Source organism: Marinobacter sp., from assembly GCF_033722735.1.
Taxonomy (GTDB): Bacteria; Pseudomonadota; Gammaproteobacteria; order Pseudomonadales; family Oleiphilaceae; genus Marinobacter.
Window position 1 is genome coordinate 68,942 of record NZ_JAWVYN010000007.1, and the last position, 22,619, is coordinate 91,560.

Consider the following 22,619-nt stretch of genomic DNA (forward strand, 5'->3'; position numbering starts at 1 on the left):
TTCCCCCCGGCGACTTCCCCTAGAGTGTCGTGACAGTCTCCATTAACGACACCGGTTGCCATCATGACACGCGCAATTGCCCCGATCCTCTTGCTGAGTTCCCTGATCCTGAACGGGTGTGGCGAAGAGTCCCCTGAGTCCCCCGCGGATGGCCGCGACTTTGACGCCGAAACCTACGCCGAGCCCGGCAGTTATAGCGGCGTGGTGATTGACGGCTACCTGCGGGAAGCCCGAGTGTGGTTGGACCTGGACGGTGACTGGCAATACACCCCCGGCCCGCTGACAATCACCTTGCCCTCCGGCGCCGAAGTGACGCTGGCAGAAGGGGAGCCCACCGCCCTCTCGGGCGCCGGAGGCCAGTTCACCCTGGACACCTCATCCCTGGTGATGGACCCGAAGGTGGCGCCGGACCTGGATCCCCGGGATTATCCGCTGATGGCCCTGGCGCTGCCCGGACGGACCGTGGATGAAACCTTCGATGGCGGCACCGTGGTGGACAAGGCGTTCCTGCTAACGGCCTTGCCCGGCACCCGGAACGTCACGCCGCTGACGACCCTGTTGCGATTCCGGGGGCTGACCGGCGGCAATCGGTCGCTGGCGGGGGAAGCGGCGCTGTCGACCCTGTTCAGTGACATCAACCTACGCAGTGACTACATCCAGGCCGGGGACGCCCGGGCTCACGCCTACGCCCGGGCCTTCGTCCGTTACCTGGCGGCCCAGTTCCCTGAGGAGGCCAGCCAGACCCTGGCCGGCGGTGACGGTACCGAGCGGGTGCTTACCGCCGAAGCGGCGGAACTGTTGGCGGTGTCCTTCGCCCGCAATGCCGGCGCGATTGTGGAATTGGTGGATGCGGCCGCGCCCTCCGGTCATTACGACAATGTCGACGTGGATGCCCTGGCGTTGCCCCTGGAGCCCCTGGATCTGGAAAATCCGGTGGTGCTGTCCCGGCAGTTGGTGTATGCCCACGACAGTGGCGGCAGTCTGCCCAGCCAGCGCTCCCAGCTGGAGAAGTCCGCGGAGATTCGTTTCGAGTACGCCGCCGATGGCCAGCTCCAGGCGGTGGTCGCCGAGGGGTGCATGGCCCCCTCAATGAAGGAGATCGTCCGGCTGGCCAACGCCGGTGGCTATATGGTCGATACCGATATCCAGTGGCTACCCGGTGTTTCCCTGTCCCAGGACAGTCAGTCGTTCCTGGAATCGCCGGGCGATGATGAACGGCTGGTGTTCGACTGGCAGAACCGGCAGGCTCACTTCGAAACCACCACCACCTGCCACGAGGGGTTGGTGGCCACGGCAGAACTGGGTGACCAGCCGGCCCGGAGTTTCCAGTGGACCTTCTCTGGGGGGCGGGTCGATTCCATCACCGATGGCGAGCGTACCCTGGTTCCGGACTACACCCGAGCCAGTGCCGCCTACTGGGGGTATACCCTGGGCGGCCAGACCGGCGAGCTGGAGTCCGTGGTGATGACCGGTGAGCGGATTTCCTGTGAAGGCAGCATCACCGAGGAGAACAGGGCCTTGGACCGGGTGGTGTCGGCCGAGCAGGCCTATGTGTTCTCGGGCTATGACCCCCAGCCGACGGCGTTCACCGGCCTGGTCCTGCAGTTTGACGACCGGGGCGACACCGATCGCCTGATCAGTCACAGTTTCCTGGATCCCCGGATCGCCTCGGTGCTTGGGCAGGAGAGCGCCTATGGCTATCGCTGGCAGCATTTCTACCAGCCGGAGAGTCGCCGAATCACCGACAGTCAACCCAACCTGATCGAAGAGTCCTACCTGGAATGGTATTCCGGCAAGCTGGCGTGCGGCAGTGCCGCGGACGAGGCGCCCAATAACGGCCTGTTTGCCCGGGTCTCCAGTACCTACATGCGTTTGTCGGAGGTGTTGGCCGGCGACGTGCCCTAGTGGTCCGTCGTTGCTGGGTGTGCCAGGGCAGGGGGGCTTGTCCTGGTGCAGGCTCGAACGCAAGGATGCGAAGCGCCGGAGAGTCGCACGGCTTGAGATCAAGTAGCTTGTTTGGTCTGGGAATTTGGTCTGGGAATTTTGCTGGCCATTTCCTGGGGGAAGGAAATGGTGCCGAGGAGAGGACTTGAACCTCCACGGGGTTGCCCCCACTAGCACCTGAAGCTAGCGCGTCTACCAATTTCGCCACCTCGGCAGATGACTTGCAGAGTGGTGTCTGCTTTTCCTGAGTCCGTATTCTACGGATACTCCGTTGAAAATCAAACGTTTTCTGCTGTCCGTTGAGGTGTGTCCCTCAACCGATGGCGCGTACTTTAATCATTCGTTCTGGGGCTGTCAAACATTTTTTTCAAATTTCTTGCATGACGCGTTAGGCAGGTTAGGAGGAGAACGTTATACTCCAAGCACATAGATTCCGGTCGCTCAAGAACTTTCATGGCTAAAGCCGCTCCGGGCGACCCCAACACAAGGTTCCTAATGGTTTCCAGAAAGAAGATGGACAACGACCCTCACGCCAAACGTGAGGCGCAAAAATACGACAGCCCTATCCAGAGTCGGGAATTTATCCTGGATCACCTGCGCCAGCGTGGCGCTCCCGCCACTCATGAAACCCTTTGCCAGGAACTGGCGCTGAACACCCCGGATTCCATCGAGGCCCTGCGCCGGCGTCTGATCGCCATGTGCCGGGATGGCCAGTTGATCTGCAATCGCCGCAATGCCTATCTGCCCATCGATGAGGCGGACCTGGTTAGCGGTCGGGTCATCGGTCATCGGGATGGCTTTGGCTTTTTATCCCCCGACGATGGTGGCTCCGATCTCTTTCTCAGTGCCCGTCAGATGCGTAAGGTTTTCCATGGCGACCGGGTAGCGGCGCGGGTCGACAGCGTAGACGACCGCGGGCGTCGGGAAGGGGTGATCGTCGAGGTGCTGGAATCGCGCACCAGTCAGGTGGTGGGGCGGCTGTTCCGCGAGAGCGGCGTGGCCTTCGTGGTGCCGGAGAATGCCCGCATCAGCCACGAAGTGCTGATTCCCGAGGAGCAGCTTGCGGACGCTTACCACGGCCAGTACGTGGTGGCGGAGATCCTCAAACAGCCGACGCCGCGCTCCAAGCCGACCGGGCGCATCGTCGAGGTGCTGGGCGACCACATGGCGCCGGGCATGGAGATTGCCGTTGCCATTCGTTCCTACGATATCCCCCACAGCTGGCCGCCGGCGGCTGGCGAGCAGGCGGCGGCGATTCCGGAGCAGGTCACCGAGCAAGACAAGGCGCACCGGGTGGATTTGCGGCACTTGCCGCTGGTGACCATCGACGGCGAGGATGCCCGGGATTTTGACGACGCCATTTACTGTGAACGCCGGCCTCGGGGGGGATTCCGCCTGGTGGTGGCCATCGCCGATGTGTCCCATTATGTGCGCCCGGACAGTCCGCTGGATGAGGAGGCGCAGAATCGGGGCAACTCGGTGTATTTCCCCGACCACGTGGTCCCCATGCTGCCGGAGAAGCTCTCCAACGGCCTGTGCTCGCTGAATCCCCAGGTGGACCGGTTGTGCATGGTGGCGGATATGACCATCAGCTCCGCCGGTAATATCAGCGGCTACACCTTCTACCAGGGGGTGATGCACAGTCACGCCCGGCTGACCTACAACAAGGTCAGTGACATGCTGGAGCGGCCGGACTCCGAACCCGGTTACCGCCTGTGCGAGCAGTACGCCGAGGTGTTGCCGCACCTTCACGATCTGTACGATCTCTACAAGCTGCTGCGTCAGGCCCGCACCGAGCGTGGCGCCATCGATTTCGAGACCACCGAGACGCGGGTGATTTTCGACCCGTCCCGCAAGATTGAAGAAATCGTTCCGGTGCACCGCCGCGATGCCCACAAGATTGTCGAGGAATGCATGCTGTGCGCCAACGTGGCGGCGGCCCGTTTCCTCAAGTACCACAAGCTGCCGGCCCTGTACCGGGTGCACGATGGCCCCTCGGAGGAGCGGCTCAGTGGTCTGCGGCTGTTCCTCGGGGAGCTGGGCCTGCAACTGGGCGGTGGTGACCAGCCCACCTCGGCGGATTACCAGGCGCTGCTGTCCACCATCGTTGACCGGCCGGACGCCCAGGTTATTCAGACAGTGATGTTGCGCTCCCTGAGCCAGGCGGTGTACAGCCCGGAGGAGTCGGGACATTTTGGCCTGGGCTTTGCCAGCTACACCCATTTCACCTCGCCCATTCGGCGTTACCCGGACCTGATTGTGCACCGGGCGATCAAATCCGTCATTCACAGCGCCGAGCGCCGCAAGATGGTGGTGCAGCCGGACCAGCGGGATGCCGCACTGGCCGATTACCCCTACGACCTGGAGCGGATGGCCCAGCTGGGTGAGCTGACCTCGATGACCGAGCGACGGGCCGACGACGCCACCCGCGATGTCATGGCCTGGCTCAAGTGCGAATACCTCAGCGACCGCGTGGGGGAAGAGTACGAGGGCGTGATTGCCGCCGTGGTGCCGTTCGGCTTTTTTGTCGAGCTCAACGACATCTACATCGAGGGCCTGGTGCATATCTCCACCCTCAGTGGCGACTACTACCATCACGATGCCGCCAAGCACCGGTTGGTGGGGGAGCGCACGGCGGTCAGCTTCCGGCTTGGCGATGAGGTCCGGGTGCAGGTGGTCCGGGTGGACCTGGACGAGCGCAAGATCGACCTGGAGTTGTTGAGCCGGCCCCGCCGGCGCCGTGCCGACCGGGATGCGCTCGAGGTGAAGGAGCGTCGCGGCGGTAAAGGCGGCCGGGGCGGCAAGGAATCCCGGAGCAGCAACGGTAAGGGGCGCGGTGCCGGCAAGAGCCGGCAGAAGGCGCAGGCCCGCGGCGGCAAGCCAAAGAGCGCGAAGGAGCAGCTGGTGGCGGATGCCGCGCGGGAAGCGGCCCAGAAAAACGCTGGTAAGAAGGCCGGTGGAATCAAGCCGCCCAGAAAGCGAAAAGCGAAAAAATGACTGTAAGCGGGAAGATCGTCCGTGGCTGAGGAATACATATTTGGTTGGCACGCCGTGGAGGCCGTGCTGAAGCGCGAACCGGAGCGGCTGCAACGGGTCTGGATTCAGACCGGGCGTCAGGACCGCCGGGTCAAGGGCGTCACCCGGGCCCTCGATGATCTGGGGGTTCGCTGGCAGGAAGTTCATCGCCGTGAGCTGGACGAGCGGGTGGGCGGCGTGCACCAGGGGGTGGTGGCCCAGGTGGGCAAGAGCCGGGAGTGGTCGGAGGCCGATCTGCTCAATTTGTTGGGTAATGGCAACAAGCCGCCATTTTTGTTGGTGTTGGACGGTGTGACCGATCCCCACAACCTGGGGGCCTGCCTGCGCACCGCCGATGCTGCTGGCGTGCAGGCGGTGATCGTGCCCAAGGACAAGTCGGCGTCGCTGACGCCCACGGCCCGCAAGGTCGCCTGTGGCGCCGCCGAAACCGTACCCCTGGTGCGGGTGACCAATCTGGCGCGCACCCTGAGAACCCTTCAGGATGAAGGGGTGTGGCTGATCGGCACCGCCGGGGAGGCTGACAGCACGCTGTATCAGGCCGATTTCAAGGGGGCGGTGGCGCTGGTGATGGGGGCCGAAGGCAAGGGCATGCGTCGTCTTACCCGTGAGCATTGCGATCTGCTGATCAATATTCCGATGCTGGGCCACGTCGACAGCCTGAACGTGTCGGTGGCCACCGGGGTGTGTCTCTACGAGGTCCTGCGACAAAGACTTGCATAGCAACTCCCGCGCGCCTAAAATGCGTCACCCCTTTTATTAGGGGTGGTGTTTTATTGTCTGGATAATTGCGCCAGACATTGCGCCGCGGCTTTGAAAAAAGCCAATGAAACCGGCAGCCTGGCTGCCACCTCCTTGCTTCTTGCCGGGTGGGTCCGTCACTGGACGGCACCTTGCCGGAAGCTGTTTAAACCGTAGGGAGAACTCATGCGTCACTACGAAATCGTATTCATGGTACATCCGGATCAGAGCGAGCAGGTGCCCGCAATGATCGAGCGTTATACCAACGTCATCACCGAAGATGGCGGTCAGGTACATCGCCTGGAAGATTGGGGCCGCCGTCACCTGGCGTACCCGATCAACAAGATCCACAAGGCTCACTACGTGCTGATGAACATCGAGTGTTCTCAGAACGCCATGGACGAGCTGACTCACAACTTCCGCTTCAACGACGCCATCATCCGCGACCTGATCACCCGTCGCGATGAAGCCGTTACCGACCTGTCTCCGATGAAAGCCGCCGAGTCCCGCGAGGACCGTCGTTCCGGCGGAGACGATCGTCCGCGTCGTTCAGCTGAGTCTGGCGAGCGTCGTCAGTCCGAAGCCAAGAGCGAAGAAGAGTAAAACCACCAGCGGAGTTGAGGAGTAAGTTATGGCTCGTTTTTTCAGACGTCGTAAGTTCTGCCGGTTCACGGCAGAAGGTGTTAAAGAGATCGATTACAAGGATCTGGACACCCTGAAAGGTTACATCACTGAAACCGGCAAAATCGTGCCCAGCCGTATCACTGGCACCAAAGCACGTTATCAGCGTCAGCTGGCCACCGCTATCAAGCGTGCACGCTACCTGGCACTGCTGCCGTATTCCGACAGCCACGATAACTAAGTTTCAGAAATAACCGACAGGACTCGGGACCATGCGTGCATTAGCACAGTTCGTTATGCGAGGTCCCCTGCAGGCAGGGTTGGTGGCGGCCACTGCGACCGCGGTCCCCCTGCTGTTTTGGGTAGGTGCAGCGGTTGTCGGCCTGGTGATTCTCAGGCTCGGCATTACCCAGGGGCTGAATATCGGGCTCTGGGCTCTGCTTCCGGCCATTGGCTGGGGCTGGGTGGGGCAGGATCCCACGGCGCTGGCGGTGTTGCTTCACACCGCACTGATTGCCGCGGTACTGCGCTTCACGCTGTCCTGGGAGCGGGCGCTGCTGAGCGGCAGCCTGCTGGCCGTCGTGAGCGGTTTGCTGTTGCCCGTCCTGTATCCGGAGCTGCTGGACCAACTGGTCGGCGCCGGACTGCAACTGTATGACCAGTACGATGTAAACGGCCCCGCCGACGCGGGCGCGCAGCTGGAGCCGGCGATCCGGCAAACCATGATTGCCAGCATGGCTGGCATGTTCCTGGCCACCGGCGTCTTCATGACCATGTTGGCCAGGTCCTGGCAGGCCGGGTTGTATAACCCGGGCGGCTTCCGGAAGGAGTTCCATGCCTTCCGGCTGTCGGTACCCACCGCCATCGGTTGTGTGGTGGTGATGCTGGCGGGGCCGTATCTGGGGTTCAACCCGCTCCTGCTGGCGTGGGCGGCAGGCCTGCCAATGTTCCTGGCGGCCGTGGCCTTGGTTCATGGGGTGGTGGGCCTGCGGAACATGGGGTCCCACTGGCTGGTGATGTTTTACGTTGCATTGGTGCTGCTGGGTCCGAGTCTGGTGTTTCTGTTATTGATTCTGGCGTTTGTGGATAGCTGGCTGGATATCCGGGGGCGGATCAAGCCCTCTGGGTCGGCTGAATAAAGCACGAAGAGGTTAACGAGATGGAAGTTATTCTGCTCGAGAAAGTTGCAAACCTTGGTTCACTGGGTGACAAGGTCAAGGTAAAGGCCGGTTACGGTCGTAATTTCCTGCTGCCTTACGGCAAGGCAGTAGCTGCCACGGAAGACAATCTGAAGGCGTTTGAAGAGCGTCGCGCAGAACTGGAAAAGGCTGCGGCCGAGAAGCTGTCTGCCGCCCAGGCCCGCGCCGAGGCTCTGGAAGGTGCGTCCTTCACTATCACTTCCAAGGCAGGTGAAGAAGGCAAGCTGTTTGGCTCTATCGGTGTGCGTGACATCGCCGATGCCATCACCACCGGCGGCACCGAAGTCGAGAAGAGCGAAGTGCGTCTGCCGGAAGGCCCCATCCGCGTGGTGGGAGAGTACGATATCGAGCTGCAACTGCACAGTGACGTCACTGTGGAAGTCAAGCTGACGGTAGTGGCTGAGTAAGTCCCTGCTGGCGCAGTGAGCTGGCCCGTCAGGGTCGGTGATATCCGTAACAGGCCCGGGTCGCGAAAGCGGCTTCCGGGCCTGTTGCTTTCTGGTATGCTTGTACGTCGCAATGCAGTCCCTGGTGGGGCTGTTATGGCGTTCCATTCTGTGTTGATCTAACCGAAGACCTGTTATCCATGGCCAACCCCAATCTGAAACCGGCATCCACCGATCTGGAAACTTCCCGGGTCAAGGTTCCTCCCCACTCGCTGGAGGCTGAACAGGCCGTCCTCGGTGGCCTGATGCTGGACAATCGCCGGTTCGATGAAGTGGCTGAGGTGATCTCCTCGGAGGATTTCTACCGCCAGGATCACCGTCTGATCTTTGCCGCCGCCGAGCGGCTCTTCGGCGACAGCGAGCCTCTGGACGTGGTGACCCTGGCCGAGTTCCTGGAACGTGCCGGGGATATCGAAGACGCCGGCGGACTGGGTTACCTGGCGGAGCTGGCGGAGAAAACCCCGGGAGCGGCCAACATCAGGGCCTATGCCGAGATCGTTCGTGAGCGGGCGGTGCTGCGCAAGCTGATCGAAGTCTCCGGTGAGATCGTCGATTCCGCCTTCAATCCCCAGGGGCAGACCAGTGACGAGCTGCTGGACCAGGCGGAACGCAAGGTGTTCCAGATTGCGGAGTCGCGCAACAAGGAGGGCTCTGGGCCTGAGAGCATCAACCCCATCCTGACCAAGGCGCTGGGGCGTATTGAAGAGCTGTTTGAGTCGGATGGCTCCATCACCGGCCTGACCACGGGCTTTCGGGACCTGGACGACCGCACCTCCGGGATGCAGCCGGCGGACCTGATCATCGTGGCTGGTCGACCCTCCATGGGTAAGACCACCTTCGCCATGAACCTGGTGGAAAACGCCTTGCTGAAAACCGGCGAGCCGATCCTGGTGTTCAGTATGGAGATGCCCTCCGACTCCATCGTCATGCGTATGCTGTCCTCCCTCGGCCGCATTGACCAGACGAAGGTGCGCAGCGGCAAGCTGGAGGAGGACGACTGGCCCCGACTGACCTCGGCGGTGTCCCTGCTCAAGGACAAGCCGTTGTACATTGACGACACCGCGGGGCTCAGCCCCACGGAAATGCGATCCCGTGCCCGTCGGGTCGCCCGGGAAAATGGCGGCAAGCTGGGCATGATCATGGTGGATTACCTTCAGCTGATGCGAGTGCCCGGCAACACCGAGGGCCGGACCGCGGAAATCTCCGAGATTTCCCGTTCCCTGAAGGGGATCGCCAAGGAACTCAACTGTCCAGTGGTGGCCCTGTCCCAGCTCAACCGCTCCCTCGAGCAGCGACCCAACAAACGGCCGGTGAACTCGGATCTGCGGGAATCCGGCGCGATCGAGCAGGACGCCGACGTCATCATGTTCGTGTACCGGGACGAAGTCTACAACGAGGACACCCCGGACAAGGGGGTGGCCGAGATCATCATCGGTAAACAGCGGAACGGGCCCATCGGAACGGTACGGCTGGCCTTCGTAGGCAAGTACACCAAGTTCGAGGACCTGGCCCACGGCGATTACGGTGATGAATATTAATCGTCACTAGCTGGGGCAAACCGATGGCGGCCAACAATGAAGGGCGGCCGAAGGTTGAGGGCTTCTGATTGAAGGTTTAGGACTTTTGATTGAGGGTTAAGGACTGCTGATGCCACGCCACACCGTCGCCAAGATCGATCTCGATGCCCTGCGCCACAACTACCGGCTGGCGCGGGACCGGGCCGGTGACGCCATCGCCATGGCAGTAATCAAGGCCGATGGCTACGGCCACGGCATCCGCACCGTGGCCCGCGCGCTGGCCGCCGATACCGACTGTTTTGCCGTCGCCTGCCTGGAGGAGGCCCAGGCCATCCGCGAGGAGGGATTGCCGCACACGGTGGTGCTGCTGGAAGGTATGCACGCCGCCGAGGATGTGGCGACCTGCTGCCAGCTGGGGCTGGAACCGGTCATACACAGCCACCACCAGCTCGACTGGCTGGCGGCCGGGCCAGCCGCGCCCCAATGCTGGGTCAAGGTCAACAGCGGCATGAACCGCCTTGGCTTCGCCCCGGAGGACCTGAAGGAGGCGATGGCCCGGCTGGCTTCGGCCGGTTGCCCGGTCCGGGGCTTCATGACCCACTTTGCCGCGGCGGACGAGCCGGACAGTCCCGCCACTGCGGAGCAGACCCGGTGCTTCCAGGCGGCCGTGGCACCCTGGCCGGAGGCGCAGCTCAGTGTCGGCAATTCGGCCGCCCATTTTCGCCCCGGGCAACCCCTGTTCGACTGGAGCCGGCCAGGCATCATGCTGTACGGCGCCTCGCCGTTACCGGACAGGAACGGCCCGGAGCTCGGTTTGCAGCCGGTGATGAGCCTGGAGTCGGAGCTGATTGCCGTGCGTACCCTCAGGCCCGGTGATGCGGTGGGCTATGGCCAGACCTGGGTGGCCGAGCGCCCCACCCCCATGGGGATCGTGGCCATCGGTTATGGCGATGGCTATCCGCGACACGCTGGTACCGGTACGCCGGCGTGGGTGAACGGTCGGCGGGTGTCGCTGATTGGCCGGGTATCGATGGACATGCTGGCGGTGGATCTGTCCGAAGCGCCAGACGCACGGCCGGGGGACCGGGTGGAGTTGTGGGGGGCACACGTGTCCGTGGACGAAGTGGCCCGTCAGGCGGGCACTATCGGTTACGAATTGCTGACCGGGGTGACCGCCCGGGTGCCCCGGCTGTACCACCAGTCGGGCCGGAACGCTTAGGCGGCGGCCGTTTCCGGCTCATGGATGATTTCCTCGATAAAGTCGAGGATGCTCACCAGGCTCTGGTCATCCAGCTTTTTCAGTACCTTGTGGACCACCATCTTGCTGCCCTTGAGCATGCTGCTGATCCCCACCTTGGCCATGCCCATCATCATGTTGCTGGCGCGCAGGCGGCGCAGGGGCTCCAGGAAGAAGAAATCCAGGCCGTCTTCGGTCATCTCGACGATCAGGCCGTAGAGCTGTTCCACCGCGTCCTTGTCGGCCTTGCCGCGACTGCGCAGTTCGTTGACCGTGTACAGGGCTTTGGTGCGGAGTTCGTCGGAAATCGGGGCAACGATGTGGCTCTGACTTTTCAACATAACGGGTTCCGTTCTTATCGCTGTATTTAAGGATTGGCTGGTATTCTAGGTCACTGCCAGCCGCCGCCATTGGCTGGATCGGTTTCCGAAAGGTGTCAGATTTGTGATACCGGTGACGGCGCCGTCGAAGAGGTAGTACAGTTAGGGAGTCAATCAGAGGCGCCTTAGCTTTTGATTCACAATATCAACCCGTTGCGGAGTTTGTCTTTACCTGTGAATGTACTTGTCGTTCATGACTATGGTCCCCTCGGGCGGGTGTTGCTCGAACAGCTGAAACGCACCTCCCTGCACATCAGTCCGCTGCTGATCAGCGAACCCGGTAATGCCAACCTGGAAGCGTTGGCGGACTGGGTGCCGGCAGACACCGACCTGATCGTCAATGCGCTCTGGCAGACCGATCCTGAGGTGGCCGAGCAGGATCCGGAGGCGGCGCGCCAGATGGCGTTCTCGGTACCGATGGCGCTGGCGGAGCATGCTCGTTCGTCTGGCATGGCCTTGCTGCAGCTTTCGTCCAGCTACGTCTTCGACGGGCGCAAGCAGAGTGCCTACCTGGCCTCCAACCCGGGGCATCCGTTCAGTCAGCTCGGTACCTGGCAGTGGGAATGCGAGCAGGCCCTGCGAACCCTCTTGCCAAGGCACCTGATTCTGCGTACCGGGTGGAACCTGGGGCGCTTCATTCGCAAGGTACAGGCGTGTATTGAGGGTCAGCGGGTGGTCCAGTTGTCGAGCCGCTTTGTCGGCCAGCCGGTTGCCTTCCGGGACCTGGCGCGGGTGATTGTGGCGGTTCTGCAGCAGCTCGATTGTGGCGCCGAAGTGTGGGGTACCTACCAGTACACCGGGGCCGAAGAAATATCCCAGTACGAACTGGGCCTGGCCATTGCCGAGCTGATGGAGCTGCCGGAGGGCACCCGGGTGGTGGACGAGACCGCGGAGTGGACCGCGCTGGAGCCGGTCAACGCGACGCTGGGCTGTACCAAAATCCGCAATACCTTCGGCATCAAACAGTTACCCTGGCGTACCTGTCTTGAAGACGAGCTGGAACTGGTCAACAGTCACCGCGGGCTGAAACTGGCGGGCGAGAACGCCGAGTAGGGCGTTGGTCCGCCGTCCCGGGCGATGATTCAGAAACAGGGTTTGTCGTCGCTGGCTTCCTGAGCAATTTGCCTGAGCGCATTCACGTCCAACAGTTCCACCTCGCGGCCCCGCGCCGTGAGCAGCCGCTGCTGCTGGAAACGGGTGAATACCCGGCTGACGGTTTCCACCGCCAGGCCCAGGAAGTTGGCGATGTCGTTCCGGGCCATCGGCAACTGGAAGTGGGTGGGGGAGAGCCGGCGGCGCTGGAAGCGACTGGAGAGGGACAGCAGCAGGCTGGCAATGCGTTCTTCGGCGGTCCGCTTGCTCAGCATCAGCGCCAACTGGTGGCTGTTCTGGATCTCCTGACTCATCAGGTGAAAGAAGTGGTGTTGCAGGCCGGGCAGCTTGTGGCTCAGTTCCTCCAACTGGTCCGCCGGCAGTTCGCAGACGCTGGTCCGGTCCAGCGCCTTGGCGGAACAGGCGTATTTGCTGCTGCTCAGGCTGTCCAGCCCCACCAGTTCGCCGGGCAGGTAGAAACCGGTGACCTGTTCATCCCCGTTTTCGGTGACCATCGTGGTCTTGATGGCGCCGCTGCGTACGGCGATGCAGGAACGGAAGGGGCTGTTCTGCTCGAACACATACTCGCCACGGCTGTAAATGCGGCCCTGCTCGATGACATTCTCCAGGCGATCCAGATCCTGCTCGTCCACCGCCAGTGGCAAGCACAGGTTGCTCAAGCTGCATTGTTGGCAGGAAACTTTTAAAGGGGCCGCTTTCTGAAGCTTGATCGTCGGTGCCATAGCTGGGGGTGTCGCCCTGGGTTGATGAACATCAACCTCAAACAATAATACGAACCGGCCGCGATGCCAACGATCATCGCCGTCCGTGAATACACGGACGGCGATGATCGTTGCGGCGACGAGTCAATCGAGGGCCTGGAAGACCAGCGATGCGTTGGTGCCGCCAAAGCCGAAGCTGTTGGACATCACCGTGGTCAGGCTCGCGTCCCGGGCATCCGGCCCGGCGATGGGCAGGTCCTGAATCTCCGGGGCGATGTCAGCCAGGTTCGCGGTGCCGGCAATAAAGCCGTGCTGCAGCATCAGCAGGGAGTAAATGGCCTCGTGTACCCCGGCCGCGCCCAGGGAGTGGCCGGACAGCGACTTGGTGGAGGAGATGGCCGGGATCTCATCCTGGAAGGTGGCCTTCACCGCCTTCATCTCGGCGACATCCCCCACGGGGGTGCTGGTGCCGTGGGCATTGATGTAATCGATGGGGCGGTTGACGGTGGCCATCGCCTGCTTCATGCATCGCTGTGCGCCTTCACCGGACGGGGCGACCATGTCGTAACCGTCGGAAGTGGCGCCATAGCCGGTCAGCTCGGCGATGATTGGAGCGCCGCGCTTGCGGGCGTGTTCCAGTTCCTCCAGTACCAGCATGCCGCCGCCACCGGCGATCACGAAGCCGTCACGGCCGCTGTCGAAGGGACGGGAGGCGGTGTGGGGGGCGTCGTTGTACTTGGTGGAGAGCGCGCCCATGGCGTCGAACAGCATGGTCAGGCTCCAGTCCTCTTCTTCGCCACCGCCGGCGAACACGATGTCCTGCTTGCCGGCCTGGATCTGCTCCATGGCGTGACCGATACAGTGGGCACTGGTGGCGCAGGCGGACGACATGGAATAGTTCACCCCGCGGATCTTGAACGCGGTGGCCAGGCAGGCGGAAACGGTGCTGGTCATGATCCGCGGCACCATGTACGGCCCGATGCGCTTCACTCCCTTCTCCCGCATCAGGTCGACGGCTTCCACCTGGGTGGAGCAGGACGCCCCGCCAGAGCCGGCAATCAAGCCGGTGCGGTCGCTGGAGACCAGTTCGTCGGGCAGTTGCGCGGCCTCGATGGCCTGTTGCATGGCCAGGTAACTGAACATCGCCGACTGCCCCATGAAGCGGCGCAGCTTGCGGTCGATGACCGAGGTGTCCACATCCACCGAGCCGGACACCTGGCTGCGGAAGCCCTGGTCCCGGTAGGTCTCGTTGAACCGGATACCGGATTGGCCGGTCTTCAGGCTGTTCAGTACGTCCCCAACTGAGTTGCCGAGGCACGATACGATGCCCATACCCGTTACCACAACCCGTCTCATAGTTTCCTCCTGTCCTGGCTGCCGTTGGGTGACCGAGCGGCGGCCTTGGTGATGGTGCTTGGAATTGGGGCCAGTGTAAGCATTTTATGGCCGGGATGATATTTGACCTTGGTACGGTGGGGGTGTTCCTGGTGAGCTTCGGGTCGGGTTAGCCGTTTCGTACAAGGCGCGGGGGCCGGTGCCTGATAAGCTGACCGTTCACAATGAAGAACAAGAAAACCCGTCTGGATCAAAAAAGGAGAAGCCCGTGCGTTCGTTGTCCCAATTCCTCTCGGACTATGGTGAGAGTCATCGCGACCCCCTGAACCAATGGATTCACATCGTCTGTGTGCCGGCCATCCTGATGTCGACCCTGGGTCTGCTGTGGCTGATTCCCGTTGGTGCCTGGTTGCCGCTGTCGGCAGACGTCGCTTACTGGATCAACGGGGCCACCATCCTGGCGCTACTGTCGGGACTCCTCTACCTGCGACTCGCCGTCTGGGTGTTTGTGCTGATGGCGGGCTGGTTCGCGCTGTCGGCCTGGGCCATCGTGGCCATCGAGCAGGCGGGCTGGTCGCTGTTCTGGATCAGCCTGGTGGTGTGGGTCGCGGCCTGGATCGTGCAGGTCTACGGCCATAAGGTGGAGGGCAAGAAGCCGTCCTTCGTGGAAGACCTGGTGTTCCTGCTGATCGGCCCAATCTTCGTCAGCGTCGAGTTTGCCGCCAAGCTGGGCCTGCCGGTGCCTCACGCCCAGGGCCACTCCCGGATCCGGCAGGGTCACTGAACCGCCGCCAAATCGGGTATGCTGTGGGTTTGAAACCGCAGGATCCAGGTGGAACAACCCATGCAGCAGCCCGCGCGGAACCAGGCTCCGTCACCCCAGGCGCGTCTCTACATCTGGCCGGACCACTGGCAGCTGTGGGGGCACCTGCTCGCCAACCGTACCCATCGCCACAGCAGCGCCTCGCTGCTGGTGGGCCTTGAGGGACCGTTCGAGCTGGAATGTGAGGGCCAATGGCGGACCACCCGGGCCGCCCTGGTGGCGCCGGACGTGCCGCAGGCGTTGAACCCGGGGCAGACCGACATGTGGGTGGTCCAGTTGGACCCGGACAGCCGTCCCTGGTTACAGCTGAAAGGGCTGCTGGAAGGACAGCCTTCGCGGGATCTCGATCCGGCCATCGCCTCGCTGGCGGAACAGCCTCCCGCGGATTGTGGGGCCATGCAGCAAGCGCTGGCGGCGTTGTTGGCGCGGTATGGCCGGCCCCTGCAACCCCTGGATGAGCGTGTCGTTGCCTGTTGCCGGATCTTGCGACGGGACATGCCGGAGCGACTCAACCTCGCCGATCTCGCCGCCCGTGTTGGGCTGTCGCCGTCCCGGCTGACCCATCTGTTCCGCAGTGAAACCGGCGTGTCGCTGCGGCGTTTCCTGCTCCAGCTCAAGATGCACCGGGCCATGAACTGCTGGGCGCCGGGCAAGACGGTCTCCGAGCTGGCCGTCGAGGCCGGTTTCTACGACCAGCCGCACCTGGTGCGGACCGCCCGCGAGCTGTTCGATGCGCTGCCGTCGGCCTACGCCGGCACTGGCTGGCTTCAGGTGTGCCGCTGCGACTTGGCACCCTGAGCACGCTTGGCTTTGGCCTTCTGGCGCGCCGCCTCCTGCGCCGCCAGTTCGCGGGCTTCGGCTTCCACCATGGCCGGGGTCTCCAGGCTGATGGGCCCCAGCTTGCCGGTCCGAAACTCGTTCAGCAACACCTCCGCCACCTTGTGCAGGTCGGGGATGCCGCCCCGGGCAAAGAACCGTCGCCGCTCGGCAATCGCATCCATCAGGGCCACCCCGTCTCCGGGCAGGGATTCGAGGCCGTAGCGTTCCGTCACCACCTGGGGGTAGGCCTGCAACAGGTAATCGGCGGCAAACAGGGCCACGTCCTCGAAATCGATCACCGCGCTGCGAATGGCACCGGAGACGGCCAGGCGGTAACCGCAGGCCTCCGGTGACAGCTTGGGCCAGAGAAAGCCCGGGGTGTCATACAGCAACACGTTGTCCGGCAGCTTGATCACCTGCTGCGCCTTGGTCACCGCCGGCTCGTTGCCGGTCCTGGCCACCGGACGCCCGGCCAGGGTGTTGATCAGCGTCGACTTGCCGACATTGGGTATGCCCAGGATCATCACCCGCAGGGCGCTCTTCTGACGGTCATGATCGGCGGTCATCTCGCCGGCCAGGCGCAAGATGTCCAGGGCCTCCTGGCGCTGGTTGTGAGTCAGGGTAATGGCCCGCACGCCTCGCTCCTGCTCCAGGTAGGCCTGCCACTGTGTGGTGATTGCGGGGTCTGCCAGGTCCCGCTTGTTGAGCACCTTGATCACCGGCGTGTCGCCCCTGAGGCTTGGCACCAGGGGATTCTCGCTGCTGAAGGGCAGGCGCGCGTCGAGAACCTCGATGATCAGGTCCATCTGCGGCATGCTCTTTTTGATCTCCTTGCGGGCCTTGTGCATGTGCCCGGGAAACCAGTTAATCGCCATGTTGCTACTCCGGTGGTCGCTGAATCGCGCCATTATGGACGGGAATGACGAATTTTTCACATTCTCCGCAGGGCGCCCATGGCGGGGGATCGCCCGCCAGCGAGTGTGAAGTATGTATAAAAAACATGGGGGTGGGGATGCACGCCCCCCATCCGATGCTTTAGGGTGTGAATCTAAGTAACGAAACCACAGATGCACACTGGCAATGGAGATCACTATGAAGTTGGTAAAAACCCTGGGCGCACTGTTGATTGCACTGAGCCTGACAAGCACGGCCTGGGCCCAGCAGGGGCAGCCGGATCAGGTGGACCGCCTGGCCGAGATGGTGGGGCTGAGTGACAACCAGCAGGCCGAGATTCGCGCCATCATCGAGGATCTCCAGAGCGAGATTCAGGCCCTGCGGATGCAGGCCCAGCAGCTGCAGCAGAAACTGCAGACCCATGTGAAGCCGGACTACGACGAAGACGCCATCCGGGCCGACGCCTCCAAGCTGGGCGAGCTGACCGGTGAGATCTCCGCCCTGTCCACTCTGTTGCAGGCGAAGGTGGATGCGGTGTTCACTCAGGACCAGCGGGACGAGCTGGACCGTAAGATGCGGGAAATGCAGCAGCGCATGCAGCAAGGTGGCATGCCGCAGGGTCAGCAGTAACCGCCACGCCAAACCCCGGCTGGAAAAAGACAAAGCCCCGGTACCGCAGTGCGGACCGGGGCTTTTGGGTTTGGCCGCGGGTCACCGGTGCCAGGAACTCAGGCTTCCGGCCCGAAAGGCTTGAACACCAGGATCAGCTTGGGCAGCAGGGTGAGGGCGCCGAGCAGCGCCATCAGCATGGCGAAGCCGGTAAACAGGCCGAAGTAGATGGTGGGAATGAAGTTCGACAGCACCAGGATCGAGAAGCCGACAATGATGGTGAGCGAGGTATAGAACATGGCCCGGCCGATGCTCCGGTGGCAGCGGTGCATGGTGGCCAGGTAGTTGTGGTCCTTGCGGAACTCCACCCGGAACCGGTGGAGGTAGTGGATGGTGTTATCCACCGCAATGCCCATGGTAATGGCGGCCACGGTGATGGTCATCATGTCCAGGGCAATGCCCAGCCACCCCATCAGGCCAAGCACGGAGGCGGAGGCCAGCAGGTTGGGCGCCAAACCGATCAGCGCCAGCCACAGGGAGCGGAACAGGAGCAGGAACATGGCGCCGATGGCCAGGAACACCGCGCCCAGGGTCTTGATCTGGGAGTCGAACAGGCTTTGCAGCATGTTGTTGTACATCACGGTCATCCCGGTGAACATCACCCGGTCGTCGTCAAAGCCCAGGTGACCGGTGAGGTGGTCACGTATCCGCTCCAGCAATTCCTGGCGACGCAGCTCCGGCGAGGTTTCCAGCAATCGGACGCTGAACCGGGCCTGGTCGTGCTCCTCGGAGATGTAGGGGGTCAGCAGCACGTCGGTCAGGTCGTCCGGCACCGCCGCGGGCACGAACGCCAGCTGCAGGGCATCCAGCGGTTCGCCCCCATTGATCTGTGCCAGCACGCCCAGGGTGGTGTTGATCGACAGCACCTTGCCGGTTTCCGGCAGGCTGTCGAGGTAGCGGTGCACCTCGGCCAGTTGCTCCATCTTCTGGTAGGTATACCAGGTGTCCCGGTATGTCTCATCGGTGCCGCAGTCCTCGACGAACGGGTCGCAGTCACTGGCAAAGGGGTCGTCGAAGGCGCTGCCTTCCGGTGCCGGCTCGTCGGTGATGATCACATCCAGCGGCGTGGTGCCCCCCAGCCGGTCATCGATGGTGATCATGCCCTGGTGAATCTCGGTGGTGGACTTGAAATAGTCAATGAAGCTGTTCTCCACGGTCAGCCGGGTTACCCCAACGACGCACAGCACTGCCAGCACAATCGCCACACCCAGCACCCAGTTGCCCCTGCGCTCCGTCAGGTTGGCAAAGTGGTCGGTGAAGGGCACCTGGTCGGAACGTACCCGCTGGTCAACCCGTGGCGGCGTCAGCGACAGCAGCGCGGGGAAGATGAAGAAGGCCACCAGGAAGGCCACGGTGATGCCGATGCTCATCATCCAGCCGAAGTCGATGACCGGGCGGATGCCACTGAAGGTCAGTGAGCCGAAGGCCACCATGGTGGTGAGCGCCATGTACAGGCAGGGTTTGAACATGGCCCGCAAGGTTTCGCGTAGGGTGTCGCGGGGTGGCGCATCGGAGGCGTTGTGCTGGAATTCCCGGTAGCGCACGATGAGGTGCACGGTGAGCGACAGGGTCATGATCAGTAGCAGGGCGATGAAGTTGGAGGAAATCACCGTCACCGGCCAGTCCACCCAGCCCAGATACCCAATGACCAGCCACACCGTGAAGCTGCAGCATAGCAGCGGCACCAGCACCCACCGCCACTGCCGGAAGATGGTGGCCAGGGTAGCCAACAGGAACAGCAACACGCCGATACCGAAGGTGGACAGGTCGCTCTTGATGAAACGGATCATGTCCGCCACGATCATCGGCACCCCACCCAGGTGGATCTCGGCCACGTCGTCGTAGCGTTCGAGAATGGCGCGCACCTGTTCGATGGTGGCGTCGCGGCGCTGGTCCAGTTGCTCTGTCATCGTCAGGAAGGCGTCTTCCACCTCTGCCAGCCGGCGCAGGTCGTCTTCGGAGCCGGTGCCGTCCGCCGTGCTTTCCCGCAGCTGCTTCCGCGCCTCCAGCAGCTCGTAGTAGCGCGAAGGTGCGGGCATGTTGACCTGGATGGCCGTGGTCTGACCGTCCTCGCTGATCAGCAGGTTGGGGTAGAGCGGACTGTCCAACAACGCCTGGCGGGCCACTTCCGGCGGCACCTGGTCATCGTCGAGGGTCTTGATTTCCTGGTCGACGGTCTCCAGGCTGAGGTCCGGGCTGTGCAGCAACGGCACGCTGAGAATGCTGTTGGTGGACCCCACGGCTGCCACGGTTTCCAGCTCATCCCGTAATGCCGTCAGGTCGGCCAGCCCCTGGGCGGTAAAGAGCGCCTGGTGAGGGGTGTAAGTCACAATGAGGAAGTCGTCGGAGGTGGTGAACCGCTGGTTGATGGTGCGGTACTGTTCCAGGGACCGGTCGTTTTCCAGCACCAGCGACTCTGCCGACGCGTCCAGCCGGAACTGGTGCAGGCGCAGGCTGGCGGCCACCAGGATGACCGCGAACACGGCCAGCACAACGAATGGATGGGCGAGAATCAGGCGATCATAGAGAGAGCGCAGTTTGGTCATTGAGCACACGGGTCCATGGATTCAGGAGGAGGGCGCAGTGTGCCATATTCAGCGGTGGAAGCCAGTGGTTGGCTGGAAATTGCCCGATTTTACCCATGCCTGGGGCAAGGTTGCGGCGGTTTAATGCACCGTCACCCGGTTGGCCGCGTCCTCCAGGGAGTCGATCAGCGCCTTGAGTCGCTGGCTCATGCTGGCGCTGTCGGCCAGCTGGCCCACCATGGCTTGGGTGGCCTCGCGAATGCTCTGGACGTTGGCAATGACGTCGTCGGTGGAGGCGGTCTGGTCCGCCGAGACGGCGGCGATCTCCTCGTTGGTGGTGTCGATGCGCCCCACCACCTCGTTGATCGCTTCCAGGGCCTTCTGACCTTCCTGGGCTTCCCCCACACAGCGGCTGGCGTCCTCCGAGCTGCCGGTCATCTGGCTCAGCGCGGTGTCCATGGCCTGCAACAGCCGGTCGATGGTGCCCTGGATCTGTTCGGTGGAGTCCTGTACCCGCTGGGCCAGTTGGCGCACTTCGTCCGCCACCACCGCAAACCCTCGTCCCTGCTCGCCGGCGCGGGCGGCTTCAATGGCGGCGTTCAGCGCCAACAGGTTGGTCTGCTCGGCAATGCCCCGGATCTCGGCAACGGCCTCGCTGATGGCCTGGGAGTTGGTTGCCAGCTCCTGCACGCTGTCGGCGGAACGCTGAATTGCGCCAGCCAGGCCCTGGATTGAATCGGTGCTCTGACGCACCCGCTCGCCACCGTGGCTGGCGGCATTGCGGGCCTCGTTGGACAGGGTCTTGGCGATCTCCGCCTGCTCGGCGATGCCGCTGAAACTCTGCAGCATGGCCTGGATGACGTCGGCGGAACGGTCAGTGCCGGCCTGCTGGCGGCTCAGTTCGTCCCGACGCTGCTCGGCGGCGGTGGCCAGCTCCCGGGCTTCGTGATTGAGGTGCTCGATGGCCTGTTTCATGCTCCGGACCACCTCCATGGTGCGGTCCTGCATGGCATTAAAGGCACTGGCCATGGCACCGATCTCATCCCGGGAGTCCACCACCGCCCGCTGGCTCAGGTTGCCCGAGCGTTGGACCGCCACCATGGTGTCCCGCAGCCGTCGGACGTGCCGCTCGATGAAGGTAATCAGCAACTGGGAGCCCGCCATCTCCAGCATCATCAGTACCGCCACCACGCCGGCAAACTCGCTGGCATAGTTTGCGAATACCTCCGGGAAGGGGCGCCCGGACACGGTCGCGATCAGATCCATGGCGTAGAGCACCAGCAGGCACAGCACCGCCAGGACCAGGATGTTGAGTAACCAGAATTTGTACTTGAGCCGAGCGTTCTTGAGCAGTTGCAACATGGTGATTGAGCGCTATTCCGTCCATTGAAGCCGTGGTGGCCACTCCCGGCTGACCCCGGGAATGGCGATAAAATGCTAAAGGTAGCAGGGGCTTGTGGTCTTGTCCTTGCTGCAGGTCAGTTGTTGGGGGAGTTTAACAATTGGTGACAGTTGCCGCCGTTAGTCCACTTGCTTGACCGGAATCTGCAGTGCCTGGCTGTCCGGCACCTCCGGGGTGATCAGCCCCAGGTTGTTCTTCTCGAACACCCGGTCGGCCCGGTAGCTGGAGCGCACCATGGGGCCGGAGGGCACCTCCATGAAGCCCTTCTCCAGGCCGAGGTCGCGGTAGCGGTTGAACTCGTCCGGGGTGACGTAGCGCTCCACCGGCAAGTGGTTGGGGGTGGGGCGCAGGTACTGGCCCAGGGTGAGGATGTCCACGCCGATGGCCCGCAGGTCATCCATGGTGGCCAGGATCTCTTCATCGGTCTCACCCAGCCCCAGCATCAGGCTGGTCTTGGTCAACACATCCGGGCGGTATTGCTTGGCGTGGGCCAGCACGCTCAGGGTCTTCTGGTAGCCGGCGCGGGGGTCCCGTACCCGGTGGGTCAGTCGTTCCACGGTTTCCACATTCTGGGCGAACACATCCAGGCCGGAGTCCACCACCTTCTCCACGTGAGGCATGACGGCGTCGAAGTCCGGGGTCAGGGCCTCCACCGCCACTTCTGGCGTGCGGGCTTTGATCGCCGCCACGCAGGCGGCGTAATGGGCGGCGCCGCCGTCGTCCAGGTCGTCCCGGTCCACCGAAGTGAGCACGATGTAGCGCAGACCCATCAGCTCCACCGATTTGGCGGTGTTTTCCGGTTCCTCGGCATCGAGCCAGCCCTTGGGGTTGCCGGTGTCCACCGCGCAGAACTTGCACGCCCGCGTGCACACCGACCCCATCACCATGATGGTGGCGGTGCCGTTACTCCAGCATTCGCCAATGTTGGGGCAGTGGGATTCCTGGCACACGGTGCTCAGGCGATGTTCGCTGACATTGCGACGGACCGCATCGTAGCGCTCGCCACCGGGCATCTTGGCCCGTAACCACTTGGGCTTGCGGGCAATCGGGGTCGCTGCCTGGTTCGATTTCTTGATGCCGTCCTTGATGGCGGAGATTCCGTGTTCGCTCTGGAACTTGGTACCACTGGTGACGCGGGGCTTCGCGCTGTCGCTCATGACAACCGGACTCTTCTGACATTGCTGGGAGGGTAGCTTTCAAGGGTAATGCGGGGGCGGGGC

20 protein-coding genes and 1 tRNA gene are annotated in these 22,619 nt (G+C 62.9%); 13 read left to right on the forward strand and 8 right to left on the reverse strand.

Annotated features, from left to right (window positions below):
* The first annotated feature begins 63 nt into the window (after positions 1-63).
* The gene (locus R3175_RS07165) at positions 64-1,905 is read left to right on the forward strand and encodes a hypothetical protein (RefSeq protein ID WP_318943229.1); all 1,842 of its coding nucleotides are present in this window, start codon (positions 64-66) and stop codon (positions 1,903-1,905) included.
* 166 nt (positions 1,906-2,071) lie between these two features.
* Here R3175_RS07165 and R3175_RS07170 read toward each other — a convergent pair.
* Positions 2,072-2,158: transfer RNA gene (locus tag R3175_RS07170), tRNA-Leu, on the reverse strand.
* 281 nt (positions 2,159-2,439) lie between these two features.
* On the opposite strand from R3175_RS07170, the gene rnr reads away from it, so the two are divergent.
* The 8 genes from rnr (at position 2,440) to alr (ending at position 10,720) form a co-directional block, all read left to right on the forward strand.
* Positions 2,440-4,941, forward strand: coding sequence for a ribonuclease R (gene rnr / locus R3175_RS07175; protein WP_318943230.1), 2,502 nt, complete (start codon positions 2,440-2,442; stop codon positions 4,939-4,941).
* Between the two features lie 21 nt (positions 4,942-4,962).
* A complete protein-coding gene (rlmB, locus tag R3175_RS07180) occupies positions 4,963-5,700 on the forward strand; it encodes a 23S rRNA (guanosine(2251)-2'-O)-methyltransferase RlmB (RefSeq protein ID WP_318943231.1) in 738 nt (245 codons plus the stop codon).
* A 204-nt stretch (positions 5,701-5,904) separates the two neighbouring features.
* Positions 5,905-6,321, forward strand: coding sequence for a 30S ribosomal protein S6 (rpsF, locus tag R3175_RS07185; RefSeq protein ID WP_318943232.1), 417 nt, complete (start codon positions 5,905-5,907; stop codon positions 6,319-6,321).
* Positions 6,322-6,349: 28 nt separating this feature from the next.
* Positions 6,350-6,580: a 30S ribosomal protein S18 gene (gene rpsR / locus R3175_RS07190; protein ID WP_007154918.1), complete on the forward strand. Its 231-nt coding sequence runs from the start codon at positions 6,350-6,352 to the stop codon at positions 6,578-6,580.
* Between the two features lie 31 nt (positions 6,581-6,611).
* Complete coding sequence (locus tag R3175_RS07195) at positions 6,612-7,478, forward strand: hypothetical protein (protein WP_318943265.1); 867 nt, start codon at positions 6,612-6,614, stop codon at positions 7,476-7,478.
* Positions 7,479-7,498: 20 nt separating this feature from the next.
* Positions 7,499-7,945, forward strand: coding sequence for a 50S ribosomal protein L9 (gene rplI, locus R3175_RS07200; protein WP_318943266.1), 447 nt, complete (start codon positions 7,499-7,501; stop codon positions 7,943-7,945).
* Between the two features lie 179 nt (positions 7,946-8,124).
* Positions 8,125-9,522, forward strand: coding sequence for a replicative DNA helicase (gene dnaB, locus R3175_RS07205; RefSeq protein ID WP_318943267.1), 1,398 nt, complete (start codon positions 8,125-8,127; stop codon positions 9,520-9,522).
* Positions 9,523-9,631: 109 nt separating this feature from the next.
* On the forward strand, positions 9,632-10,720 hold the full coding sequence (gene alr / locus R3175_RS07210; protein ID WP_318943269.1) for an alanine racemase: 1,089 nt from the start codon (positions 9,632-9,634) through the stop codon (positions 10,718-10,720).
* Here alr and R3175_RS07215 read toward each other — a convergent pair.
* Complete coding sequence (locus tag R3175_RS07215) at positions 10,717-11,079, reverse strand: hypothetical protein (RefSeq protein ID WP_318943271.1); 363 nt, start codon at positions 11,077-11,079, stop codon at positions 10,717-10,719. The two genes, alr and R3175_RS07215, sit on opposite strands and share 4 nt — an antisense overlap.
* 213 nt (positions 11,080-11,292) lie before the next feature.
* On the opposite strand from R3175_RS07215, the gene R3175_RS07220 reads away from it, so the two are divergent.
* Positions 11,293-12,171, forward strand: coding sequence for a sugar nucleotide-binding protein (locus tag R3175_RS07220; protein ID WP_318943273.1), 879 nt, complete (start codon positions 11,293-11,295; stop codon positions 12,169-12,171).
* Positions 12,172-12,200: 29 nt separating this feature from the next.
* Here R3175_RS07220 and fnr read toward each other — a convergent pair whose 3' ends face one another.
* Positions 12,201-12,953 (reverse strand): fumarate/nitrate reduction transcriptional regulator Fnr, encoded by a 753-nt coding sequence (fnr, locus tag R3175_RS07225; RefSeq protein ID WP_318943276.1) that lies wholly within the window; start codon positions 12,951-12,953, stop codon positions 12,201-12,203.
* Between the two features lie 123 nt (positions 12,954-13,076).
* Positions 13,077-14,288 carry a beta-ketoacyl-ACP synthase I gene (gene fabB / locus R3175_RS07230; RefSeq protein ID WP_318943278.1) on the reverse strand — a complete coding sequence of 404 codons (1,212 nt, stop codon included), beginning with the start codon at positions 14,286-14,288 and terminating at the stop codon, positions 13,077-13,079.
* 247 nt (positions 14,289-14,535) lie between these two features.
* Between fabB and R3175_RS07235 the strand changes: the two genes are divergently transcribed.
* Together R3175_RS07235 and R3175_RS07240 are read left to right on the forward strand one after the other, a co-directional pair.
* A complete protein-coding gene (locus R3175_RS07235) occupies positions 14,536-15,051 on the forward strand; it encodes a DUF962 domain-containing protein (protein ID WP_318943280.1) in 516 nt (171 codons plus the stop codon).
* A 60-nt stretch (positions 15,052-15,111) separates the two neighbouring features.
* The gene (locus R3175_RS07240) at positions 15,112-15,888 is read left to right on the forward strand and encodes a helix-turn-helix transcriptional regulator (protein WP_318943282.1); all 777 of its coding nucleotides are present in this window, start codon (positions 15,112-15,114) and stop codon (positions 15,886-15,888) included.
* Here the strand turns inward: R3175_RS07240 and ylqF are convergent.
* Entirely contained in the window at positions 15,858-16,784 is a 927-nt protein-coding gene (gene ylqF, locus R3175_RS07245; protein ID WP_318943284.1) for a ribosome biogenesis GTPase YlqF, read from the reverse strand. The genes R3175_RS07240 and ylqF overlap by 31 nt on opposite strands.
* Positions 16,785-17,001: 217 nt before the next feature.
* Here ylqF and R3175_RS07250 point away from each other — a divergent pair, with 217 nt between their 5' ends.
* Positions 17,002-17,433: a hypothetical protein gene (locus tag R3175_RS07250; RefSeq protein ID WP_318943286.1), complete on the forward strand. Its 432-nt coding sequence runs from the start codon at positions 17,002-17,004 to the stop codon at positions 17,431-17,433.
* A 98-nt stretch (positions 17,434-17,531) separates the two neighbouring features.
* On the opposite strand, the gene R3175_RS07255 is transcribed toward R3175_RS07250, so the two are convergent.
* The 3 genes from R3175_RS07255 to lipA all read right to left on the reverse strand — a co-directional run bounded on the left by R3175_RS07255 (position 17,532) and on the right by lipA (position 22,556).
* Positions 17,532-20,018, reverse strand: a complete 2,487-nt coding sequence (locus tag R3175_RS07255; RefSeq protein WP_318943288.1) for an efflux RND transporter permease subunit — start codon at positions 20,016-20,018, stop codon at positions 17,532-17,534.
* Between the two features lie 120 nt (positions 20,019-20,138).
* On the reverse strand, positions 20,139-21,359 hold the full coding sequence (locus R3175_RS07260; RefSeq protein WP_318943290.1) for a methyl-accepting chemotaxis protein: 1,221 nt from the start codon (positions 21,357-21,359) through the stop codon (positions 20,139-20,141).
* Positions 21,360-21,518: 159 nt separating this feature from the next.
* The gene (lipA, locus tag R3175_RS07265; protein ID WP_318943291.1) at positions 21,519-22,556 is read right to left on the reverse strand and encodes a lipoyl synthase; all 1,038 of its coding nucleotides are present in this window, start codon (positions 22,554-22,556) and stop codon (positions 21,519-21,521) included.
* Positions 22,557-22,619: the final 63 nt, after the last annotated feature.